Origin of the sequence: Helicobacter sp. 11-8110 (genome assembly GCF_003288905.1) — a bacterium.
In the GTDB taxonomy this organism is placed as follows: domain Bacteria; phylum Campylobacterota; class Campylobacteria; order Campylobacterales; family Helicobacteraceae; genus Helicobacter_D; species Helicobacter_D colisuis.
Map to the genome: position 1 here is coordinate 101,086 of NZ_NHYL01000004.1, position 18,832 is coordinate 119,917.

The 18,832-nt window shown below is 33.5% G+C and carries 17 protein-coding genes, 2 tRNA genes and 3 pseudogenes; 9 read left to right on the forward strand and 13 right to left on the reverse strand.

Annotation, left to right across the window (positions count from 1 at the left end):
• Positions 1–8: 8 nt before the first annotated feature.
• The 7 genes from CCY98_RS05340 to rpsT all read right to left on the reverse strand — a co-directional run bounded on the left by CCY98_RS05340 (position 9) and on the right by rpsT (position 5,250).
• The gene (locus CCY98_RS05340) at positions 9–683 is read right to left on the reverse strand and encodes a prepilin-type N-terminal cleavage/methylation domain-containing protein (RefSeq protein ID WP_258439091.1); all 675 of its coding nucleotides are present in this window, start codon (positions 681–683) and stop codon (positions 9–11) included.
• Complete coding sequence (locus tag CCY98_RS05345; RefSeq protein ID WP_112057544.1) at positions 673–1,851, reverse strand: hypothetical protein; 1,179 nt, start codon at positions 1,849–1,851, stop codon at positions 673–675. Before CCY98_RS05345 ends, CCY98_RS05340 begins: the two co-directional genes overlap by 11 nt.
• Positions 1,852–1,858: 7 nt before the next feature.
• The gene (gene ilvA / locus CCY98_RS05350) at positions 1,859–3,067 is read right to left on the reverse strand and encodes a threonine ammonia-lyase (protein ID WP_112057545.1); all 1,209 of its coding nucleotides are present in this window, start codon (positions 3,065–3,067) and stop codon (positions 1,859–1,861) included.
• A complete protein-coding gene (locus tag CCY98_RS05355) occupies positions 3,064–3,495 on the reverse strand; it encodes a CoA-binding protein (RefSeq protein ID WP_112057546.1) in 432 nt (143 codons plus the stop codon). Before CCY98_RS05355 ends, ilvA begins: the two co-directional genes overlap by 4 nt.
• A gap of 233 nt (positions 3,496–3,728) precedes the next feature.
• Positions 3,729–3,819 (reverse strand) — tRNA-Ser (locus CCY98_RS05360).
• Positions 3,820–3,878: 59 nt separating this feature from the next.
• Positions 3,879–4,949, reverse strand: a complete 1,071-nt coding sequence (prfA, locus tag CCY98_RS05365; RefSeq protein ID WP_112057547.1) for a peptide chain release factor 1 — start codon at positions 4,947–4,949, stop codon at positions 3,879–3,881.
• Positions 4,950–4,974: 25 nt separating this feature from the next.
• Complete coding sequence (rpsT, locus tag CCY98_RS05370; RefSeq protein ID WP_006655229.1) at positions 4,975–5,250, reverse strand: 30S ribosomal protein S20; 276 nt, start codon at positions 5,248–5,250, stop codon at positions 4,975–4,977.
• Between the two features lie 107 nt (positions 5,251–5,357).
• Here rpsT and glmM point away from each other — a divergent pair, with 107 nt between their 5' ends.
• The 3 genes from glmM to CCY98_RS05385 all read left to right on the forward strand — a co-directional run bounded on the left by glmM (position 5,358) and on the right by CCY98_RS05385 (position 7,271).
• Entirely contained in the window at positions 5,358–6,695 is a 1,338-nt protein-coding gene (glmM, locus tag CCY98_RS05375; RefSeq protein WP_112057548.1) for a phosphoglucosamine mutase, read from the forward strand.
• On the forward strand, positions 6,695–7,141 hold the full coding sequence (lspA, locus tag CCY98_RS05380) for a signal peptidase II (protein WP_112057549.1): 447 nt from the start codon (positions 6,695–6,697) through the stop codon (positions 7,139–7,141). The genes glmM and lspA overlap by 1 nt, the downstream gene beginning before the upstream one ends.
• A gap of 54 nt (positions 7,142–7,195) precedes the next feature.
• Positions 7,196–7,271 (forward strand) — tRNA-Val (locus tag CCY98_RS05385).
• 268 nt (positions 7,272–7,539) lie between these two features.
• Here CCY98_RS05385 and CCY98_RS08740 read toward each other — a convergent pair.
• From CCY98_RS08740 to CCY98_RS08435, 3 genes and pseudogenes are all read right to left on the reverse strand, one after another.
• A pseudogene (locus CCY98_RS08740) lies at positions 7,540–8,103 on the reverse strand (hypothetical protein); the annotation flags it as partial.
• Positions 8,100–8,657 carry a Rha family transcriptional regulator gene (locus CCY98_RS05395; protein ID WP_112057562.1) on the reverse strand — a complete coding sequence of 186 codons (558 nt, stop codon included), beginning with the start codon at positions 8,655–8,657 and terminating at the stop codon, positions 8,100–8,102. The pseudogene CCY98_RS08740 and the gene CCY98_RS05395, both read right to left, overlap by 4 nt.
• Before the next feature lie 259 nt (positions 8,658–8,916).
• A pseudogene (locus CCY98_RS08435) lies at positions 8,917–9,408 on the reverse strand (hypothetical protein); the annotation flags it as partial.
• A 652-nt stretch (positions 9,409–10,060) separates the two neighbouring features.
• Between CCY98_RS08435 and CCY98_RS05410 the strand changes: the two are divergent.
• Positions 10,061–10,384: a hypothetical protein gene (locus tag CCY98_RS05410; RefSeq protein ID WP_112057552.1), complete on the forward strand. Its 324-nt coding sequence runs from the start codon at positions 10,061–10,063 to the stop codon at positions 10,382–10,384.
• 201 nt (positions 10,385–10,585) lie between these two features.
• Here the strand turns inward: CCY98_RS05410 and der are convergent, their stop codons facing one another.
• A complete protein-coding gene (der, locus tag CCY98_RS05415; protein ID WP_112057563.1) occupies positions 10,586–11,983 on the reverse strand; it encodes a ribosome biogenesis GTPase Der in 1,398 nt (465 codons plus the stop codon).
• A gap of 110 nt (positions 11,984–12,093) precedes the next feature.
• On the opposite strand from der, the gene CCY98_RS05420 reads away from it, so the two are divergent.
• Positions 12,094–12,990, forward strand: a complete 897-nt coding sequence (locus tag CCY98_RS05420; protein ID WP_242099156.1) for a DMT family transporter — start codon at positions 12,094–12,096, stop codon at positions 12,988–12,990.
• Here CCY98_RS05420 and CCY98_RS05425 read toward each other — a convergent pair.
• Positions 12,980–13,390 (reverse strand): thiamine-phosphate pyrophosphorylase, encoded by a 411-nt coding sequence (locus CCY98_RS05425; protein ID WP_112057553.1) that lies wholly within the window; start codon positions 13,388–13,390, stop codon positions 12,980–12,982. The genes CCY98_RS05420 and CCY98_RS05425 overlap by 11 nt on opposite strands.
• Positions 13,391–13,395: 5 nt before the next feature.
• On the reverse strand, positions 13,396–14,103 hold the full coding sequence (locus CCY98_RS05430; RefSeq protein WP_112057554.1) for a Bax inhibitor-1/YccA family protein: 708 nt from the start codon (positions 14,101–14,103) through the stop codon (positions 13,396–13,398).
• Between the two features lie 128 nt (positions 14,104–14,231).
• Here CCY98_RS05430 and gap point away from each other — a divergent pair, with 128 nt between their 5' ends.
• The 4 genes and pseudogenes from gap to CCY98_RS08615 all read left to right on the forward strand — a co-directional run.
• Positions 14,232–15,239, forward strand: coding sequence for a type I glyceraldehyde-3-phosphate dehydrogenase (gene gap / locus CCY98_RS05435; protein WP_112057565.1), 1,008 nt, complete (start codon positions 14,232–14,234; stop codon positions 15,237–15,239).
• A 16-nt stretch (positions 15,240–15,255) separates the two neighbouring features.
• The gene (locus CCY98_RS05440; protein ID WP_112057555.1) at positions 15,256–16,563 is read left to right on the forward strand and encodes a M99 family carboxypeptidase catalytic domain-containing protein; all 1,308 of its coding nucleotides are present in this window, start codon (positions 15,256–15,258) and stop codon (positions 16,561–16,563) included.
• Positions 16,563–17,537 carry a ferrochelatase gene (hemH, locus tag CCY98_RS05445; protein ID WP_112057556.1) on the forward strand — a complete coding sequence of 325 codons (975 nt, stop codon included), beginning with the start codon at positions 16,563–16,565 and terminating at the stop codon, positions 17,535–17,537. Before CCY98_RS05440 ends, hemH begins: the two co-directional genes overlap by 1 nt.
• A gap of 8 nt (positions 17,538–17,545) precedes the next feature.
• Positions 17,546–18,832 (forward strand): annotated as a pseudogene (locus tag CCY98_RS08615) (hypothetical protein); the annotation flags it as partial.

Consider the following 18,832-nt stretch of genomic DNA (forward strand, 5'->3'; position numbering starts at 1 on the left):
TATAATTTTTAACATTTTTTAACAAGTCCATTTTCAAAAATGCAAACCCTAAGTGAATTCCCAAAATGATCGCTTAATTCCAAAACCACCTCCTTAGTTGGAAAACTCCCCTTTTCCCCATTTTTTTTGCCCCTAAAAACCCCCCTATTATAAAAAATCCCCCTACCGCCACTTTGATTCCCACAGCCCCCATACATTTGCACTTTGCTCACCCCATATCTTTTGGAGATTGACAAATCACCCTCTCTTAGCGTATTAGCAAATTTTGTATTATTATAAGTATAAACGCTTAAATATTTTCCACTCATAGGATCCCTTGCCACTTCAAAAGAATCCATAGGTCTATCATCAAAATTTTTCGTCTTTGAACTCCTTGCACTATCACTAAAGATAGAATACGCCCACTCAATGTTTTTTAGATTAGAAAATTGTAATCTCCAGTAACTCTCTTCAAATCTACTTCTCTCATCTTGACAAAAATCACTTTGGCAAAATAAGCTTTGTGTAATATCCTTAGAGGTATTCAAAGCCAAGAATCGCGTGTAATTTAAATGATTGATAATCTGCTCTTGAGCTAAGTTTATCGCAGTTTTTGGATAAAATAAATAACCAACCCCACTTAAAATACCCAAAATTCCTAAAACTAGTAAAACTTCAAATAAACTAAAGGCTTTATTGAACATAAAATGTGGTAACTTCTTTGTCATAATAAATAATAGGAATTTTAATAGAATCTTTTTTATAAATTTGGCTTAATTTTCTCCCCCCTTTTTGAATCCCATAAAACAACAATCTCTCTTGCATTCTTGCTTCAGTTCTAACTGCCTTGATTTTTTGCTCTTTAAGCTCTTTTGCTAATTCTTGAGCAATATAATGCCGATAAGCAAAATGATTTTCCTCATTAGAAAGCACTACAAACAAAGGCTTCGAAAAGATTAACAACCCCGTCATACACAACAAAATAGCCAATGTAATTTTAAATGGAATTTTGTAACGCCCTTTAAACTTAGGCAACCTAACTCTAAGCCCCGAATAATATAAATTCACCATCAAAGGAATACCAACTATCAATAAAGCCGCAAAAGATTCAATATCCACCCTTTGACGCAATGAAAAAATAAAAATAAAACTCAAAGCCACCACAACAATATACCACATTAAAGGCTTAGCTTTAGAGTTTGCAAATCGATAAATCATGTATAAAAAATATAAAAAAACCAAAGGAGAAAAAATAAGGAGCAAATGTCCAATCATATCCACAAAATGACTTTCAGGATGTCCTCCAATCCCTAAATCAAACAAATACATATTAACCGCAAAACACACTAAAGAGGCAAAAACCAAAAAGGTATTTTTATGAGCAATTCCATAAAAAATCAAAGCCAAAAACACCAACGAAAAACTCTTATCTACAAAAGCCATCATCAACAAAAGCCAATAAGGAAATTTTTGCGTTTTTTGATGCCACAAACATAAAAGCAAGCTAAAAAAAATCACGATTCCGCTATTAGAAATTAGAATCGCCCCTGCATTTACACCAGGCAAAAGCAAAAATAGTAATGCGCAAAACACCGCATCACTAGGGCGCTTTAAGAATGTTTTTGCTAATAAAAACATTAAAACACCATTGCACAAATGTAAAAGCAAGAATCCGATTCTAAGCCCAATATCACTTCTACCAAATAAAGAAACACTTAATTTGGCATAATATCCAGCAAAATCGCGCGGATTAAAAAAAGATTGTGCTTCATAAAAACTAATGCTTAAATTTTTGCCCACCCACAAAAGTAAGAAAAAATCAATCAATAAAATAAAAAATAAAAAAAGATAAGCCTTTTTGTTCTCGTTCAAAAGAAACCTACATTTCTATAAATTCATAACCATTTTTATGCAATTCTTCGCGAATTTCTTCTTGGTGATCTTTGCCTTTTGTCTCCAACATTACAATCACATTTGCATCACCATAACCCAAAGAAGTAGAAGTCCTATCAAAATCAATTTTAACAATATTTGCTCCAAGCTTTGAGAGTAAATTACTTAAAGATTGCAGACTTCCGGGTTTATCAACCAACACCACGCTAAAGCGCATTTTACGATGAGAGCGCACCAAACCTTTTTCAATAATCACGCCAAGCATGGTAACATCAATATTGCCACCACTTAAGACTAAGCCAATTAACTCATTTGGGTTGATTTTAAATTTTTGATGCAAAAGCGCTGCTACAACACTTGCCCCAGCACCCTCCACAACTAATTTTTGTTTTTCTAGTAGATACAAAATTGCATTAGCAATTTCTTCATCATCCACCACTACAATCTCATCTACGCATTCTAAGATATAATTAAAATTCTTTTCATTCACATCGCGCACCGCAATTCCATCAGCGATTGTTCGCACGGATTTCGTGGTTTGGATAGACTTTTTGTAAAATGAGTGATACATTCCAGGAGCACCTTGAGCCACAACACCTATCACTCTAACGCTAGGCAACATTTGCTTATAAGCAGCTGCCACCCCTGAAATCAATCCACCACCACCAATAGGCACAACAATAGTTGTGAGATTATTTTGATCTTCTATCATTTCTAAAGCGATTGTCCCCTGCCCTGCGATAACCTCATCATCTGCAAAAGGGTGGATGAAATGCAAATTATTTTTTTGCGCATATTCCAAGGCGTATGCATAAGCTTCATCATAATTATTACCATATAAAATTGCCTCTGCACCAAGCTCTCTTACCCCCATTACCTTTAATAAAGGGGTTGATTCGGGCATCACAATAACTGCCTTGATTCCATAATGCTTTGCGCTATAGGCAACACCTTGAGCGTGATTCCCAGCACTTGAAGCAACCACGCCCTTTTCTCGCTCCTCTGTAGTCAATGAAGCAATTTTATTAAATGCTCCTCGCAATTTAAAAGAGCCCGTATTTTGTAAATTTTCCTGCTTGACATAAATTTTTGCACCACTTAATTGACTAAGTTTTGGCGCAAAAGCCAACTTTGTATGCTCCGCTATCCCTTTTAATCTGCGGCTTGCATCCATAATTTTTGCCAATGGAATCATGCAAACAACCTTTGATGTTCTAATTTAATGCATAAATTTTCAAAATATGAAATACCTTGATTTTCTAAAATCTCTTTGGATTTGGGACTAAAAAGACCAAGCTGCACCCACACGCACTTTGGTTTAGCTTCCAAACTTAGCACTTCTTTTGCTATTCCAAGAATCGCTTCACTTTTACGAAAGATATTTAAAATATCAATTCCACCTTTTTTAGCCTCACCACTAAATGCTTCTTGTAAAGTGCAATAAGCAGTGATCCCAAGAATCTCACCACCTTTAGGATAAATAGGAATCACCCTATAACCCTGTTCTAAAAGGTATTTTGCTACCTTATTACTAGGCTTACTCTCATCTGGTGAAAGTCCCAAAATAGCAATAGTCTTTGCTTCTTGTAAAATTTGTTTGATTTGTAAATCTTGTTCTAGCATACCACACCACTTTTTTACTATGAATTTTAACCAAGTTTTTTGAAAATTTTATAAAAGTTTATCCAAAAGATAAATAAACTCTTTTATAAATTCTCAAATAAGTATATTCTAATTAATTTTCTAGAATCTTTTTTATAACAATCAAGCATTTTTTATGACTTTTAAAAAATACTAAAATACAAAAAAATAATCAAAACTTTCAAAAATTGGATTTTGTTAAGGTAAGAAATAAGTGGCGGACAGAGAGAGATTCGAACTCTCGGTAATCTTGCGACTACGCATCCTTAGCAGGGATGTGGTTTCAGCCAACTCACCCATCTGTCCGTAAGAAAATTGTAATTATAATAAAAAAATGTAAAAAAATCCTTAAAAAATGCAATTTCCTAAGCAATTCCACTATTTTGCAATGCTTCTGCTTGGAAATAAGCAATAATAGGCTCAATCACCTGATCTAAATCACCATTTAGCATAATCTCCTCTAAACTATACAAGGTTAAGCTAATTCTATGATCACTTAGGCGATTTTGCGGATAGTTATAAGTGCGGATTCTCTCGCTTCTATCTCCACTTCCCACTTGGGATTTTCTTGCTTCTGCATTTTGCTCCATTTGAGCTTCAAGCTCAGCTTCATAGATTCTAGCCTTTAGAATCTTTAAAGCTTTATCTTTGTTTTTATGTTGGGATTTTTCATCTTGCATTGAAACACTAATGCCTGTTGGGATATGCGTGATACGCACAGCAGAATCAGTGGTATTAACACACTGCCCACCATGTCCGCCCGCACGAAAAACTTCAATCCTTAAATCATTAGGATTAATCACCACTTCCACATCATCAACTTCTGGCATAATAGCCACGGTGATTGCTGAAGTGTGGATTCTACCTTGCGATTCTGTCTCTGGCACTCGTTGCACCCGATGTGTCCCACCTTCAAACTTCAAACGAGAATATGCGCCCTTACCCTTAATAAGAGCAATGACTTCTTTATATCCGCCCACATTATTTTCGCTAGAACTAATAATCTCAACTTTCCAGCCCTTTGATTCAGCATAGCGAACATAAGCTTTAAACAAATCTCCAACAAAGATTCCTGCCTCATCTCCTCCCGTTCCTGCGCGCAATTCCAAATAAATATTTTTTTCATCGTTAGGGTCTTTGGGTAGCAATAGAATCTTAATTTCTGATTCTAGATTCTCATTTTCTAATTCCGCTTCTTTAATCTCTTCTTTGGCTAAATCCCCTAATTCCTTATCATCTAAAAGCCCTTTATTTTCTTCTATGCTTTCAAGATTTTTCAAATATTGTTTAGATTTTTGGACAAGCTTTTCTAAATCACTCTGCTCTTTGCTTAGTTCAGTCATTCTTTTTATATCACTTAGAATCTCCGGCTGTATAAGCAAATTGCTAATCTCATCATAGCGATCAATGAAAGGTTTTAATTTTGAAGCTAACATTTATGAATTAGGAATTTAGCTAACTTTAAGCGTTAGCTAAAGCAAGTTTTTTAACAGAAGAATTTAAACGACTAACTTTTCTTGCAGCAGTATTTTTTGTCAAGATTCCCTTGCTTACATAGCTGTGAAATGCTTGATTAATCTGCTTCATAACTTCTTGCGATTTGCTAAGATCTTTTGCCTCAATCGCCTCTTTTAAGCTTCTTGTCATATTTTTGATTCTTGTTTTATAGTAACGATTTCTCTCTGTGCGCTTTTTTGTTTGTCTGATACGTTTTTCTGCTGATTTATGATTTGCCATAGAGCGTTAATCCTTTTATAAAAAAATTTAAGCTAAAATTTTATTTTAATTTTTATTAAAAGCAAATAAAAGTGCTTAAGAAAAACTAAATTTCAAAGGTAGTCATTATGAAACTTTTTGGAACTGATGGAGTAAGAGGGGAAGCAGGAGTAAAGCTCAATGCATTTTGTGCCTTAAAATTAGGGATTGCAGCAGGAATCTACTACCAAGAACATTCTAAAACTAACCGAATTTTGGTAGGCAAAGACACAAGGCGTAGTGGCTATATGCTAGAAAATGCACTTGTAAGCGGACTAACTGCGGTGGGCTATGAAGTGATTCAAATTGGACCTATGCCAACTCCTGCCATTGCCTATCTTACAGAAGATATGCGATGTGATGGTGGAATTATGGTTAGCGCTAGTCACAATCCCTTTATGGACAATGGAATCAAATTTTTTGGCAAAAGTGGTTATAAAATTGATGAAAAAGATGAAGAAAACATTGAAAAAATCTATTATGATGAATCATTGCTAGAATCTGCACAAAAAAGTGGCAAAGAAATTGGTTCCAGTAAGCGAATTGATGATGTTGTAGGGCGCTATATTGTGCATATTAAAAACTCTTTTCCAAAAGATTTAAGCTTACATGGAATCCGCGTGGTGCTTGATTGTGCTAATGGAGCGGCTTACAAGGTTGCTCCTACGATTTTTAGCGAACTTGGAGCAGAAGTTTTTGTGATTAATGATTCTCCAAATGGCTTTAATATTAATGAAAATTGTGGTGCTACACAACCTTTAATGCTTCAAGAAGAAGTGCGCAAAGTAAGAGCTGACATTGGCTTTGCTCTTGATGGAGATGCTGATAGATTAGTAGTTGTTGATGAAAAGGGTGAAGTGGTGCATGGAGATAAACTCATTGGGGTTTTAGCACTTGCTGCCAAACAAAACAACACGCTAAAAAACAATACCGTAGTGGCAACTATTATGAGCAATTATGCCCTAGAAGAATTTCTAAGCGAACACGGAATTAAAACTATCCGTTCTAATGTTGGTGATAAATATGTATTAGAGAGTATGTTAGCTAATGGTCTTAATTTTGGTGGGGAGCAAAGTGGGCATATTATTTTTAGTGATTTTGCCAAAACAGGTGATGGATTAGTAAGCGCTTTGCAGACAATGGCTTATATTTTGCAATCCAAAAAAACAGCTTCAAAAGCGCTTGATTGCTTCAAGCTCTATCCACAAATCCTAAGAAATATCAATGTCCAAAGCAAACCCAACTTAGATACATTAGAAAACTACCAAACGCTTCTTAAAGAAATTGAAAGCAAAAAGATTCGCCATTTAATTCGCTACAGCGGAACAGAAAACAAACTACGCATCTTGCTTGAAGGCAAGGACACAAAAATGCTTGAAAAAGTTTTGTGCGAGTGCGAAACATTCTTTAAAGGAAAGCTTTATTGATGACAAAAAAATCCTTAGTTAGTTTTTCTCTAGCCTTATTTTTTGTTTTATTAATTGATCAAGCCATCAAGTGGTGGTTTGTGCAGAATAACTTTGAATATCAAGGAAATATTATTTCTTTGGTGCTTGCTTATAATCAAGGGGTTGCATTTTCTCTCTTTGATTTCTTAAAAGAATGGTTAAAATATCTTCAAATTCTTTTGCTTATTGGAATCTTTGCTTATCTTTGGAAACATAAAGAAATTTTTCAAGCCCATTCTTTCCCTATTGGCATTATCTTTGGTGGTGGCATTTCAAATATTCTTGATCGATTCTTGCATATTGGCGTTGTAGATTATATTTATTGGCATTATAAATTTGAATTTGCAATTTTCAATTTTGCAGATATGATGATTAATCTTGGAGTATTTCTCATCATTCTTCAAACCTTTTTTAAGAAAAAATAAAAGAGCGGTTTGATAGAATTTCACTCTCTTTTATCAATGCTTCTTGTTTTAAAAGGTCGCGTAGCTCAGTTGGTAGAGCACTACCTTGACATGGTAGTGGTCGCTGGTTCAAGTCCAGTCGTGGCCACCATATTGTATTTTATTGATTTTAACCCTTGCATCCGTAACATTTATATTTTAAATTCCATTTGTTTATTAAGATTTCTATCAGAATAAAATGTTATACTCATCTCATCAGAGGGGGATAGTGGCGGGATGAGACCCTCCCCTTTGATTTTATCTGTTGCTATTCTAAAAATGCCACTATTGCTTTCTTAGTCGCAAATTCTAGTATTATTACTATCTTTGATATAGCTCGTTAAATACTTTTGTACTCCCTTATAAAATCAACCACTTTGTTTAAAATCATTCACAGATTGGTTTTGTTGTGGTATAATATTTTCAACAGAGTTGTGAAAATCGAGGTCGTTAAACTCTTGGCGAAGCTGACCCCGTTCGTCCCTCTCTGTTTTGCTGTGAGCAGTTAATAATCTATGTCCTTTTCCAAAATCTCTTTCACCATAGTTTAAAATACTTCCATCATTTGCTTTGGTTTTCCAACTATACCCCTGATATCTTTCATCATACTCTGCTTCCACACCTTTAGCCACCTTAGGGAATGAAAGCATTTCTTGTGTAGTAACCATTCCTCTTAAATTTGGATTATCTAAATACTTTTTAATTTATTTTTCCATAAAGTCTTTATCTACTTTTATATCTCCTACATTGCTTTTAACTCTTGTATGCTCTTTAGTATCTTTTAATACTTTATACATTTGAGAGCTTTCTTTTTTGCTTTGTCTATCCCAAGCAATGTCTTTAAGATGAGTAATTCTTTTCTTGATTGCATTAATAGTTGCTTCTAGTTGCTTAACATCGTTTTCTAAGGCTAATATTTCTTTTTGTAATTCTTTATCACTCATTGCAACTTCTTTGGATCTTTTGGTGTGCGATTATCGACAAGATAATTTAAAGAAAATACATTTTTAGCTTCTTTGGAATAAGGGTTATCTGTGATAACCACACTAACTTTGTAATCACTTTGTGGTAAATTTGGATAAATGAGTTCCATTAAATCTGTTAAGTATTTATTGGGGCTTTTAATTTCTTTTTGTAAAAGTTTTTCCATTTCATTAAAAGCATTGATGAAAGCGATTTTGAATTGTAAAGCTTTTTTGCCTGTAAAGCCCATTGCTAAAAGAGAGAAACCATCGCGAGTTAGATTATAATATGGGTATTTTCTTTCTCTACCTTTAAAGCCTTGTATTTTATGGACTTTGAATGAAAGCTCAAAATTGAGTAGATCATTAGAAGTCCCTATTTCTCGCAAATCATTTAAAATGTTTTCGATATCTCTTAAAACATTTTTATGTTGTTTCCCAAAAACCTTAGCTACATCTAGGCTAGTGCAAAATATTTGATTATCTTTGAAGTTAAATTGCACTTGTTGATTATTAATAACTATGAGCTTACTCATCATTTTAACTCCTTTTCTTTGGTTTGAGTATGGTTCTTATTTTTGTTGCTAAATTCTTCTAATTTTGCTTTAAAATCCTTTGCGGATTTACGAAAATTGAAGTCATTAAATATGGGATGGTGGGGATGACTACGCCCACCCACTTCCGCTTGTCTTTCATTAATTTCTGCTTTGCCTGAGTAGTCATCAATTTATGTCTTTCTAAAATTTAAATTTGCTATATAATCTCGGTATTGAGATAGAAAAAATATTCACTCTATCCTGAAAATTTATTTAGAATCTCTTGTTCTTGTTTAGTGGCATAGCGATTTTCTTGTTCAATAATTTTTGAAAGCTTAATAGCTTGAAGATTTTTTTGAAATCTATCTTTTAAAGAGCCAAGATAGACTTCATCATCGCTTATAAAATCTAATTTTCGTCCAGATTTAAGATTTTTTCTCTCATATCCATTAATTCTTGTTTCAGTTTCCAATACTGATCGTTGATTGTTTCTTCTTGTGTCTGTTCCTTGTCTTTCATCATCATTTCTTGAAACAAAGGAGAATAAATTTGGGGTTCTATTGCTATGTATTGATTGAGATTGATTTGCTCTTCTGCTAGTATCTCCATATCTGTTAGCCCCTGTTCTCTCTTCTTGTCTGCCTCCACGCTTTCCAAGATTTCTAGCTCCATTTGTGCTTGTGGTAATGCTAGTGTCATTAGATCTGACATTCCTAGATTCTTGATTGTGTTTGGATAAAACTCTGCCCATCTCTCTAGTATTATCAAGCTGTATTGTGGAATTTTCTTGTCTATCCACGCTTGATGTATTTGATGAAATGCTAGTTCGTTTAATATTGTCTGTAACTTCTGTATATTTGGATAATTCTCTATTCTGTTGCTCATTTTCTTCTCCTTGTGAAATCTTAACTTTGCATTTATAATCTCAAAAAAATTTTACCTTTTATTTTGCGTGTCAAAAACTTTTATAAAATCAGAAACCTTTTTGAAATTATCAAATTTTTCACTAATTCTTCATCTTGTAAGAGTTTTGCTAACTCACCATAAAGTTCAAGAATCTTCATTCCCTTGTCCATTTTAAACCCTTTGTATTCCTAGGCTAAAATCAGATTTCAAAATAATACTTACCTTTTATTAACCGCATTATTTTCATAAGAATTAATACCGAATTTTTTACTAAATTCTCTAACTAATTCCGTAAGCAATATATAAAACTTAATTTCTTATCATCACAACAAAAATATTATACTATAAAATAATTTTAAAAAAGAAAGAAAAATATAAAAAGCTAAATACCAAATTTTTAATTTTTGCAAATTCAATCCTACCTATCACTTAAATTATATTAGAAAAATAGGTTTTGTTTTCTATAATTGAAATTAATATTGCATGAAAGGATAAAAATGGCATACCCACTTTTAGGCACAAGAATAGTTTTAGATGAAGAAAAGATTTTAAAAGAAGGCAAATATAATTTAGAAGATATGTATAAAAGGATAGATGAATATGCCAAAGAATCAGGAATGATAAAAATCGACAAAGAAACTTATCATTGCAAGGGAGATAAGTATGATTTGGGTTGTATGACTTTATTTATATATAAATATTTAATTGATTCTGAATGGTTTACAAAAAATGCAAAAGAATGGATTTGGATTAGCGAAAAAGAAGGAAATAGCGATTTGATTTCTGCAAGTAAAGCTGAAGGAGAAGGAATTTGGGAATAAATCGCAAAGCAATTAATTTTGATTTATACAAACAAATATAAAAAGAATTTTTTATAGCCTTGATTAGCATTGATGAAATTTTGTTTTTTATAAATAGGATTCTTTTAAGTTTCTTTAAAAAATCTATAAATACTTAAAATAAGTGTTTATAGATATTAATTAAAACTCAGTCGTTCCATTTTTAGATTCTAAACCTATAAATTATTCCTCAAAATTCTTTTGTTTTGTTTCCTCAAAAGCATTTTTTCCTCTCGCAATAAAAATAATGCGTGTTCCGCTAAAATCAAACCTTTCTTGCAAAAAATTAACCAAATAACGCTTGTAGCTAAAATGCAAACTATTAGGGCGATTCATAATCAAGGCAATTTGAGGTGGCTTTGTCTCAAATTGTGTCGCATAATAAACCTTGACAATCTTACCCCTATCACTTGGAATAGGATGTCGCATCGTGGCTTCCTTAATTATTTCATTAAGCTTAGCCGTCGGGATACGATAAGAAAAATGCTCATAAACTTTCAAAATCTCTTGCTCTAACTTTTGAATATGGCGTCCATTTTTTGCTGAAATGGTTAAAATAGGCGCATAATCCAAAAACTTAAAGCGCAATCTAAAATCTTCCATAATCCCCTTGTAGTCTTTGTGAGCAATGTCCCATTTATTTAATACCACAATAACACCAAGCTTAAATTCATCAATCAAACCAGCAATTTTTTCATCTAACTCCACAAAAGGACTTGAAGCATCTAAAACTAAAACTGCAATATCTGATCTTTTTAAAATTTCTCTAGTGCGATTAAGCGCAAATTTCTCCAATCCTTCAATTTTCCCTCGGCGTCTAATACCCGCTGTATCCACAAAATTTACTTTTCTGCCTTCAATCTCACCCATTTCATCAACAGGATCAATCGTTGTCCCTGCCTTACTAGAAACCACCGATCGCTCTTGCCCCAAAAGTGCATTCAAAAGTGAGCTTTTGCCCACATTTACTCTGCCTATAATCCCTATATTAATAACTTCTTCTGTTTCCTGTGCCACAGAAGCTTCCAAAAACTCTTCCAATGATTCTTCTTCATCTACATTAAAAAGCTGTGTGAGCGAATCTTTTTTCAGCAACCTAACAATACTATCTTCTAATTTTCCAATTCCACGATTGTGGGATACTGACACAAAAAATGTATGACAAGCACCAAATTCACTAAATTCCCAAGCGTTACTTTGCTCCTTGTCATTGTCGATTTTATTGACCACCAAAAAAATATTGGAATTTTTCTTTTGCAAGGCATAAAAGATTTTTTTATCCAAAGGATTTGGGGGCATTTTGCCATCAACAACATACAAAATCAAATCCGCACTCTCTCCAGCACTATGCGAATGTTTTGTAACCTGCAAAAACAAAGAATCACTCTCATCAAGCCCACCTGTATCTAGTAGCAAAAAGGGAGTGTCCTTTAAAGTAACATTAGCCTTTTTTACATCTCTTGTTGTTCCAGCAATCTCAGAGGTAATAGCAATTCTTGATTTGCAAAAACGATTAAAAAGTGAGCTTTTCCCCGCATTAGGTCGCCCCATAATCGCAATAGTTCCATAAATTTTATCCATAAAAGCCCTTTTAAAAAGCAAATTTTACCTATTAAGCGCCTCTTTTGTCAAATTAAACCATAAGACTAAAAAGAGTATGATTCAGCAAAACTTCAAAAAAAAGAATAAAAATGTATCAAAACAAACAAGCTATTATAGCTATGCTTATTGCTGCCTTGCTTTTTACTTTTATGGGAATGTTTGTTAAAGTCTTAACGCCAAATCTACCTGCCATTGAAGTTGCTTTTGCTAGAAATTTCTTTGGGCTTGTTTGGGTTCTCATTGCTCTAGCACTCAAACCCCCAAAAACACCACAAGGTGGCAGACCATTTATTTTGATTTTTCGTGGTTTTGCTGGTGGAAGTGCGATGATAGCATATTTTTATAATATGTCTGTGATGCCCCTTGGAATCGCCTTTGCCTTTTCTTACACCTCGCCTATCTTTTTGGCTCTTTTTAGTGTATTTTTTATCCGCCAAAAAGTCTCTTTTAAAGTCTGGATTGCTATTTTTCTTGGCTTTAGCGGAATCTTACTCATCTCCAATCCTCAAAATCTCCATTTAAGCTTTTGGGGATTAAGCATAGGAATCTATAGTGGAGTAGCCGCTGCTTTAGCCTATCTCTCAGTGGCAGAGTTAGCCAAAAATTATGATCCTAGAATCATTATTGGTTCATTAGGATTTTTTGGCTCACTTCTTCCCCTTTTAACACAGCTTGTTCCTTATGAAAACTACCCTATCTCTTTATTTATGCCTTTTGTTATGCCTACTTTTTATGAATGGATTTTAGTCCTTGGACTTGGAGTTGTCTCAACTTATGCGCAAATCTACCTTACAAAAGCCTATATGCTAGGAAATCCACCCATTATTGGAGCAATTAGCTATGTTACGATTTTTATGGCGACTTTAGCGGGGATCATTTTGGGCGATCAGATTCCTAATGCCCTTGTTATTTCAGGAATGGCATTAATTGCTTGTGGTGGAATCTTGGCTGCTTTAAGCAATAAAAGAAAGAAATCTAATTCATAAACAAAGCATTAAAGATTTCTTTTTCTAAGATATAAAGAGAATAGCGAATATTTTTAAACTGCTCACTCTCTTCAATTTTTTGAAGCTTAAGAATCTCTTCTAAAACTCGCGCTGATTCTTGAGTGCGCTTAAAATTAGCAATCACAATATCTTTCAAACCTTTTCGTATTTGTTCTTGTGGTATAGAAGTTTTTAAAACATCATTTTGAGAATCTCTTGAATTCAACAAAGAATGAAAATTTTTTAATCTGCAAGAATGGCGAAGATCTTTTAATTTGAGCGCCAAAGCTTTTTCATTAAAGCTATAGCGCAAAATGTCTTCAACTACTCTAATACCTTCTCTTAAACGATTAAGATTGGCATCAAGTATTCTTAACTCTGAATCAGAGAGTTGATTCAAAGCTCTTATTCCTCTCTAGATCCAAAGATTCCAAGCAATTGCAACAAGGACACAAAGAGATTCAAAAAATCTAAATAAAGGCTTACTGCTGCCGTAACGGGGCTATCATAAAGTCCTCTTACGATATTTTGTGTATCATAGGCAATGAAAATACTAAATAAAATTGCGCTTACCCCTGCAATTGCAACTTGCAAAATCGGACTTCCCAAAAAAAGATTGATAAGTGAGCCAATCACAACAACAATCAAAGCAATAAACAGAATCTTGCCCATACTCGCTAAATCTTTTTTAGTGCGAAGTGCAAAAATACTCATCACGCCAAAAATCGCTGTTGTCAATAAAAACGCCTGTGCTACAATAGAAGCTCCACCAGGCATTCCAAGCACTCTGCTAAGAATTGGAGTTAATGTCAAACCACTCACGAAAGTAAAAGCAAAAAGCATCAAAAGATTAATGCCCGGTTTTGCTTTGGTAAAAAACAATCCAACAAGCAATGCAAGCTCTAAAATTACAAATCCAATGTAATACTGCGCTACCACACCACCTAAAGTGCTAATACCAATATAAGCACCAATAGTTGCTGCTAAAAGCGAACCTGCAAAAAGCTGATAAGTCTGTTTTACAAAGCTAACCAATGCCATATCACTTTGCGCAAAGCTACTTTCTGTATACTGCCCATAGTTATTCATTGGCTTTCTATCATACAATGACATTTCATTTCCTTTATTTTTTTAAATATTTTAGAAATCACATTATACCCTAATTTAGCGAAAAATAAATCTTAATTCTTTATTTTTTTATGTTACAATTACGCTTTTAAAAGCGCTTGTTGGTGGAATTAATGGAAAAAGTTAAAGTTTTTTTAAACGGATTTGGCAGAATCGGACGCTGCATTGCACGCGTTGCGCTATGCGAAATGCAGGATAAAATTGAAATTGTTGGCATTAATGATCTTGCTGATTCTCAAATGCTTGCTTATCTTTTTGTGCATGATTCTGTCCATCAAACTCACACCATCACTTTAGATTCTTATAATTCACAAACTAATCGTTTTATTTTTAATGGTATAGAAATCCCCTTTAGCAATGCAAAAACTCCGCAAGAAATTGATATTTGCGGAGCTGATATTGTTATTGAAGCAAGTGGATTATTTTTAGAAAGCGACCTTGTTGAATGCCATTTGCAAAAGGGAGCTAAACGCGTGATTTTATCAGCTCCTGCAAAAGATTCTACAAAAACTTTTGTTCTTGGTGTCAATCATCAAGATTATAAGGGAGAAAAAATTATCTCTAATGCAAGCTGCACAACTAACGCATTAGCCCCTGTTATCAAACTATTAGATGAAAACTTTGGCGTTAAAAATGGAATTTTAACCACCATTCACAGCTACACAAATGATCAAAATCTCATTGATTCTGTGCATAGAAAGGGTGATTTTAGGCGATCAAGAGCTGCTGGAATTAACATCATACCCACGACAACTGGAGCAGCAAAAGCCTTGCATTTAGTCTTACCCCAGATGAAAAATAAGCTCCACGGACATAGTGTGCGTGTCCCTGTAGCTGATGTTTCTATGGTTGATCTCAATGTTAATCTCCTAAAAAATGCCACTCAAGAATCCATTAACACCCTTTTTAAACAAGCTGCACTTGGTCATTTAAGGGGAATCTTGGGTGTTGATGAATCTTATGGTGTTTCTCAAGATTTTGTCAATTGCCCCTTAAGTGGAGTTGTGGCTTTGGATTTAACTTTTGTTCTAGAGGATATGGCAAAGGTTATGGTTTGGTATGATAATGAGTGGGGATATTCTCATCGTATTTTAGAAATGGCTTACTTTATATTAAGATGACACTGAAGGGAATTTTGTGAAATTATTTTTCTTTAAAATCTTTATCCTTTTTCTTTTTGGCTTAAATTTTATAAACGCCAAAAATACTCCTTTTAATCTCTATAAACTCAAAGGCGATAACGATGGATCAACTTTGCTTGTCATTGGCGGTATTCATGGGGATGAGCCTGGCGGATATTTTGCGCCTAGTATTTTGGCAGATTCTTATCATATTCTAAAAGGCAATGTTTTGGTTGTGCCCAATCTCAATCCTGATAGTATTTTAGCCTTTAAGCGCGGAATCTACAAGGATATGAATCGTAAATTTGCCCATATTGCACCTAATGATCCTGATTTTGACAATGTTGCTAAAATTAAAGAAATTATCACTAGTCCTAAAGTAAATTTTGTAATTAACCTTCACGATGGACACGGATTTTACCGAGAAAAATGGGAAAATTCAATCTTTAATCCAAAGGCGTGGGGACAAACTTATGTTATCGATCAAAAGATGCTTAATAATATTCCTTTTGGAAATCTTGATGAAATAGCCAAAGAAATTGAAACCAAACTCAACAAAGAATTACATTATGATTTTCACACTTTTGGAGTAAGAAACACTGAAACGCGCTTCAAAGATGAAGAACAGCAAAACTCTCTAACTTATTATGCCATTACTCACTTAAAACCTGCTCTTGCCATAGAAACTAGCAAAAATATCAAAGAACTTCCACTCAAAACCCTTTATCAATTAAACTCCATTGAAGCTTTAATGCAAATCTTAGGCATAGAATATACACGCAATTTTACTCTAGATCTAAAGGGTGTGGAAAATAAAGTAAAAGACTACAAGACTCTTAATATTAATAACAATATCACCCTTGAATTAAGCGAAATCAAAAACACACTTAATTTTATCCCCTTACTTAAAAAAGATAATCAATTCACTTTTACTCATCCACTAGGGAGAATTAAAAAAGTCAAAAATGGCTATGAAGTCTATATCGGACACCAAAAAATCTCTTTTTTAAAGCCTGAGTATTTTTCTATGCAATGTAGCATTGAAAGTATGGAAATAGAGATTGATAAAAGTATTACCAAAAAAGTCAATTTTGGAAAAACTCTAGAATTCCAAGAAGGATTTTTAATCAAAAAAAACCCAAAAGCTAGAGTTAATGTGATTGGTTATTCCAAAAATGGTGTGGTAAGCGAAGAAGAAATATTTTTAACCTCCACAGATATAAATCAAAACTTCTCACTAGATAAAAAAGGTAAAGTCTATAGAATCGAGTTTTATGAAGGTAAAAATTTCTGCGGAATGATTAATGCAAAAAAGGTAAATTAATGCAAAATGCAAAAAATATAGCCGTTGTGCTTCTTAATATGGGCGGTCCTAATTCTTTAGGTGAAGTTGAAGTTTTTCTAAAAAATATGTTTAATGATCCTTATATTTTACCTATTAAAAGCAATTTTTTTCGCTCTATGGTAGCGAGTTTTATTACCTATAGGCGCCTTGAAGAATCCAAAAACAACTACAGAAAAATTGGCAATAAATCTCCTTTAGTCGAGCACACTTTCAAGCTCTGTCAAAAGCTAGAAAACCTAGATAATAGCTACTTTTACACTTATGCAATGCGCTACACACCACCCTTTGCCAATCTTGTTGCCAAAGAATTACAAAGCAAAAATATACAAGAAGTGGTGCTTTTTAGCCTTTATCCACATTTTAGTTATACTACCACACAAAGCTCTTATGATGATTTTCTAAAAGCTCTTAAAGCTCTTAATTACCAGCCCAAAGTGCATTTTATTAAACACTATTTTGATAATCAAAGCTATAACAAAGCTATTTTAAATCGCATTAAAGAGACTCTAGGTGATGAAGATTCCAAAGCATTTCATCTTATTTTTTCTGCTCACTCACTTCCGCAAAAAAATATTGATAATGGCGACCCTTATCAAAAAGAGATTCTAGCTAATGTGGATACACTAAAAGAAATGCTACCTAAAGTAGGATTAGAGTTTGCAAGTATCCAAGTTGCCTATCAATCTAAATTGGGACCTGTTAAATGGCTAGAGCCAAGCTTGGGAGATTGCTTGAAAAATTACAAAGGGAAAAAACTCATCATCTATCCTATTGCTTTTAGCCTTGATAATTCAGAGACAGATTTTGAACTCTCTATTCAATACAAACAAGAAGCAGAGAAAATAGGCATTTTAGACTACCGAGTCTCCAAATGTCTCAATGATAGTGAGGATTTTGCAAGATTTATCTTAGAACAAACAAAAGGAATCTTAAAAACAGGACAAATAAGCTAGGAGTAAAAATGCAAAAACACCTAAGAGAAAATGGTAATATAATTTATGGGGATATAAGTAAGCAAGAATCCTCAAAAATAACTTTCAATGGCACAAATAATATCCTTTTCCTCGCATCACGATGTTTTCTAAAAAAAACCAACATTACTTTTGCTGGTAATAATTCAGTGGTATTTTTAGGAGACAATGGGGCTGTAATGCTAAACATTACAATACATACAGATTCTATCTGTTATGTGGGCAATAACAATTATTTTAATCCATCTGGACAGAGATCATTGCTTTTATCCGAGAGAAAACATATTATCATAGGAAATAGCAACCTACTTTCTCATTCTATTTGGTTTAGAAATGCTGATCCCCATCTAATTTACGATATCAATACAAATACAAGAATCAATCCCACTCAGAGCATTTATATTGGAGATCATACTTGGATAGGACAAGAAGTTGCTTTTTTAAAAAAAACATTTATTGCATCAGGTGCTATTGTAGGTGCAAAAAGTGTTGTCGCTAAAATATTCTTTTCAAATACTGCTAATGCTGGAAATCCCGCTAAAGAAATCAAAACCAATATTTTTTGGAGCAGAGAATGTGTGCATAATTGGGATTCAAACACCACGCATCAGTATAATTTAATGATTAAAGATGATTTCAAATACACCTACGACAAATCCCAATTCCTCTCTCCAAAAGCCATAGAAGAAAAGCTTGACTCTCTAAAAACTGCAAATGAAAGACTGGAATTTCTCTATGATGCTCTCTACTGCAACAATAATAAAAATCGTTTTGCTTATTTTAAAGATTGTGAATACGACATTCCCTTACCATCTTATGAAAAAAAATTTCAATATCTCACTTTTGAAACAATCACACCCAAACCTATCATACAACAACCAGAAATTAAGGCTAATACCCAAGAACCCCAAGCTACTAAAATCTCTCTTGATTCTCTTAAACAAGAATTAGTTTCAAAAACCCAAAAACTCACCCAAACCAAGAATCAATTAGATTCTGTTCAAAAAGAATTAGACCTAAAGAATCAAGAACTAAGCCTTAAGAACCAACAACTTAATTCTAAAACTAAAGAGTTAAACTTCACTCTCCGTTATGGAACTGCCAAAGATAGAATCCACAATCATCTATCATATAAATTAGGACAAGCTATGATAGAGAATTCTAAATCTTTACTAGGATATATTAGAATGCCTTATGTTTTATCTTATATCAAAGATAAACACAAACAAGAACAACAACAATACCAAGAAGCTATTAAAAAGAATCCTAATCTTAAA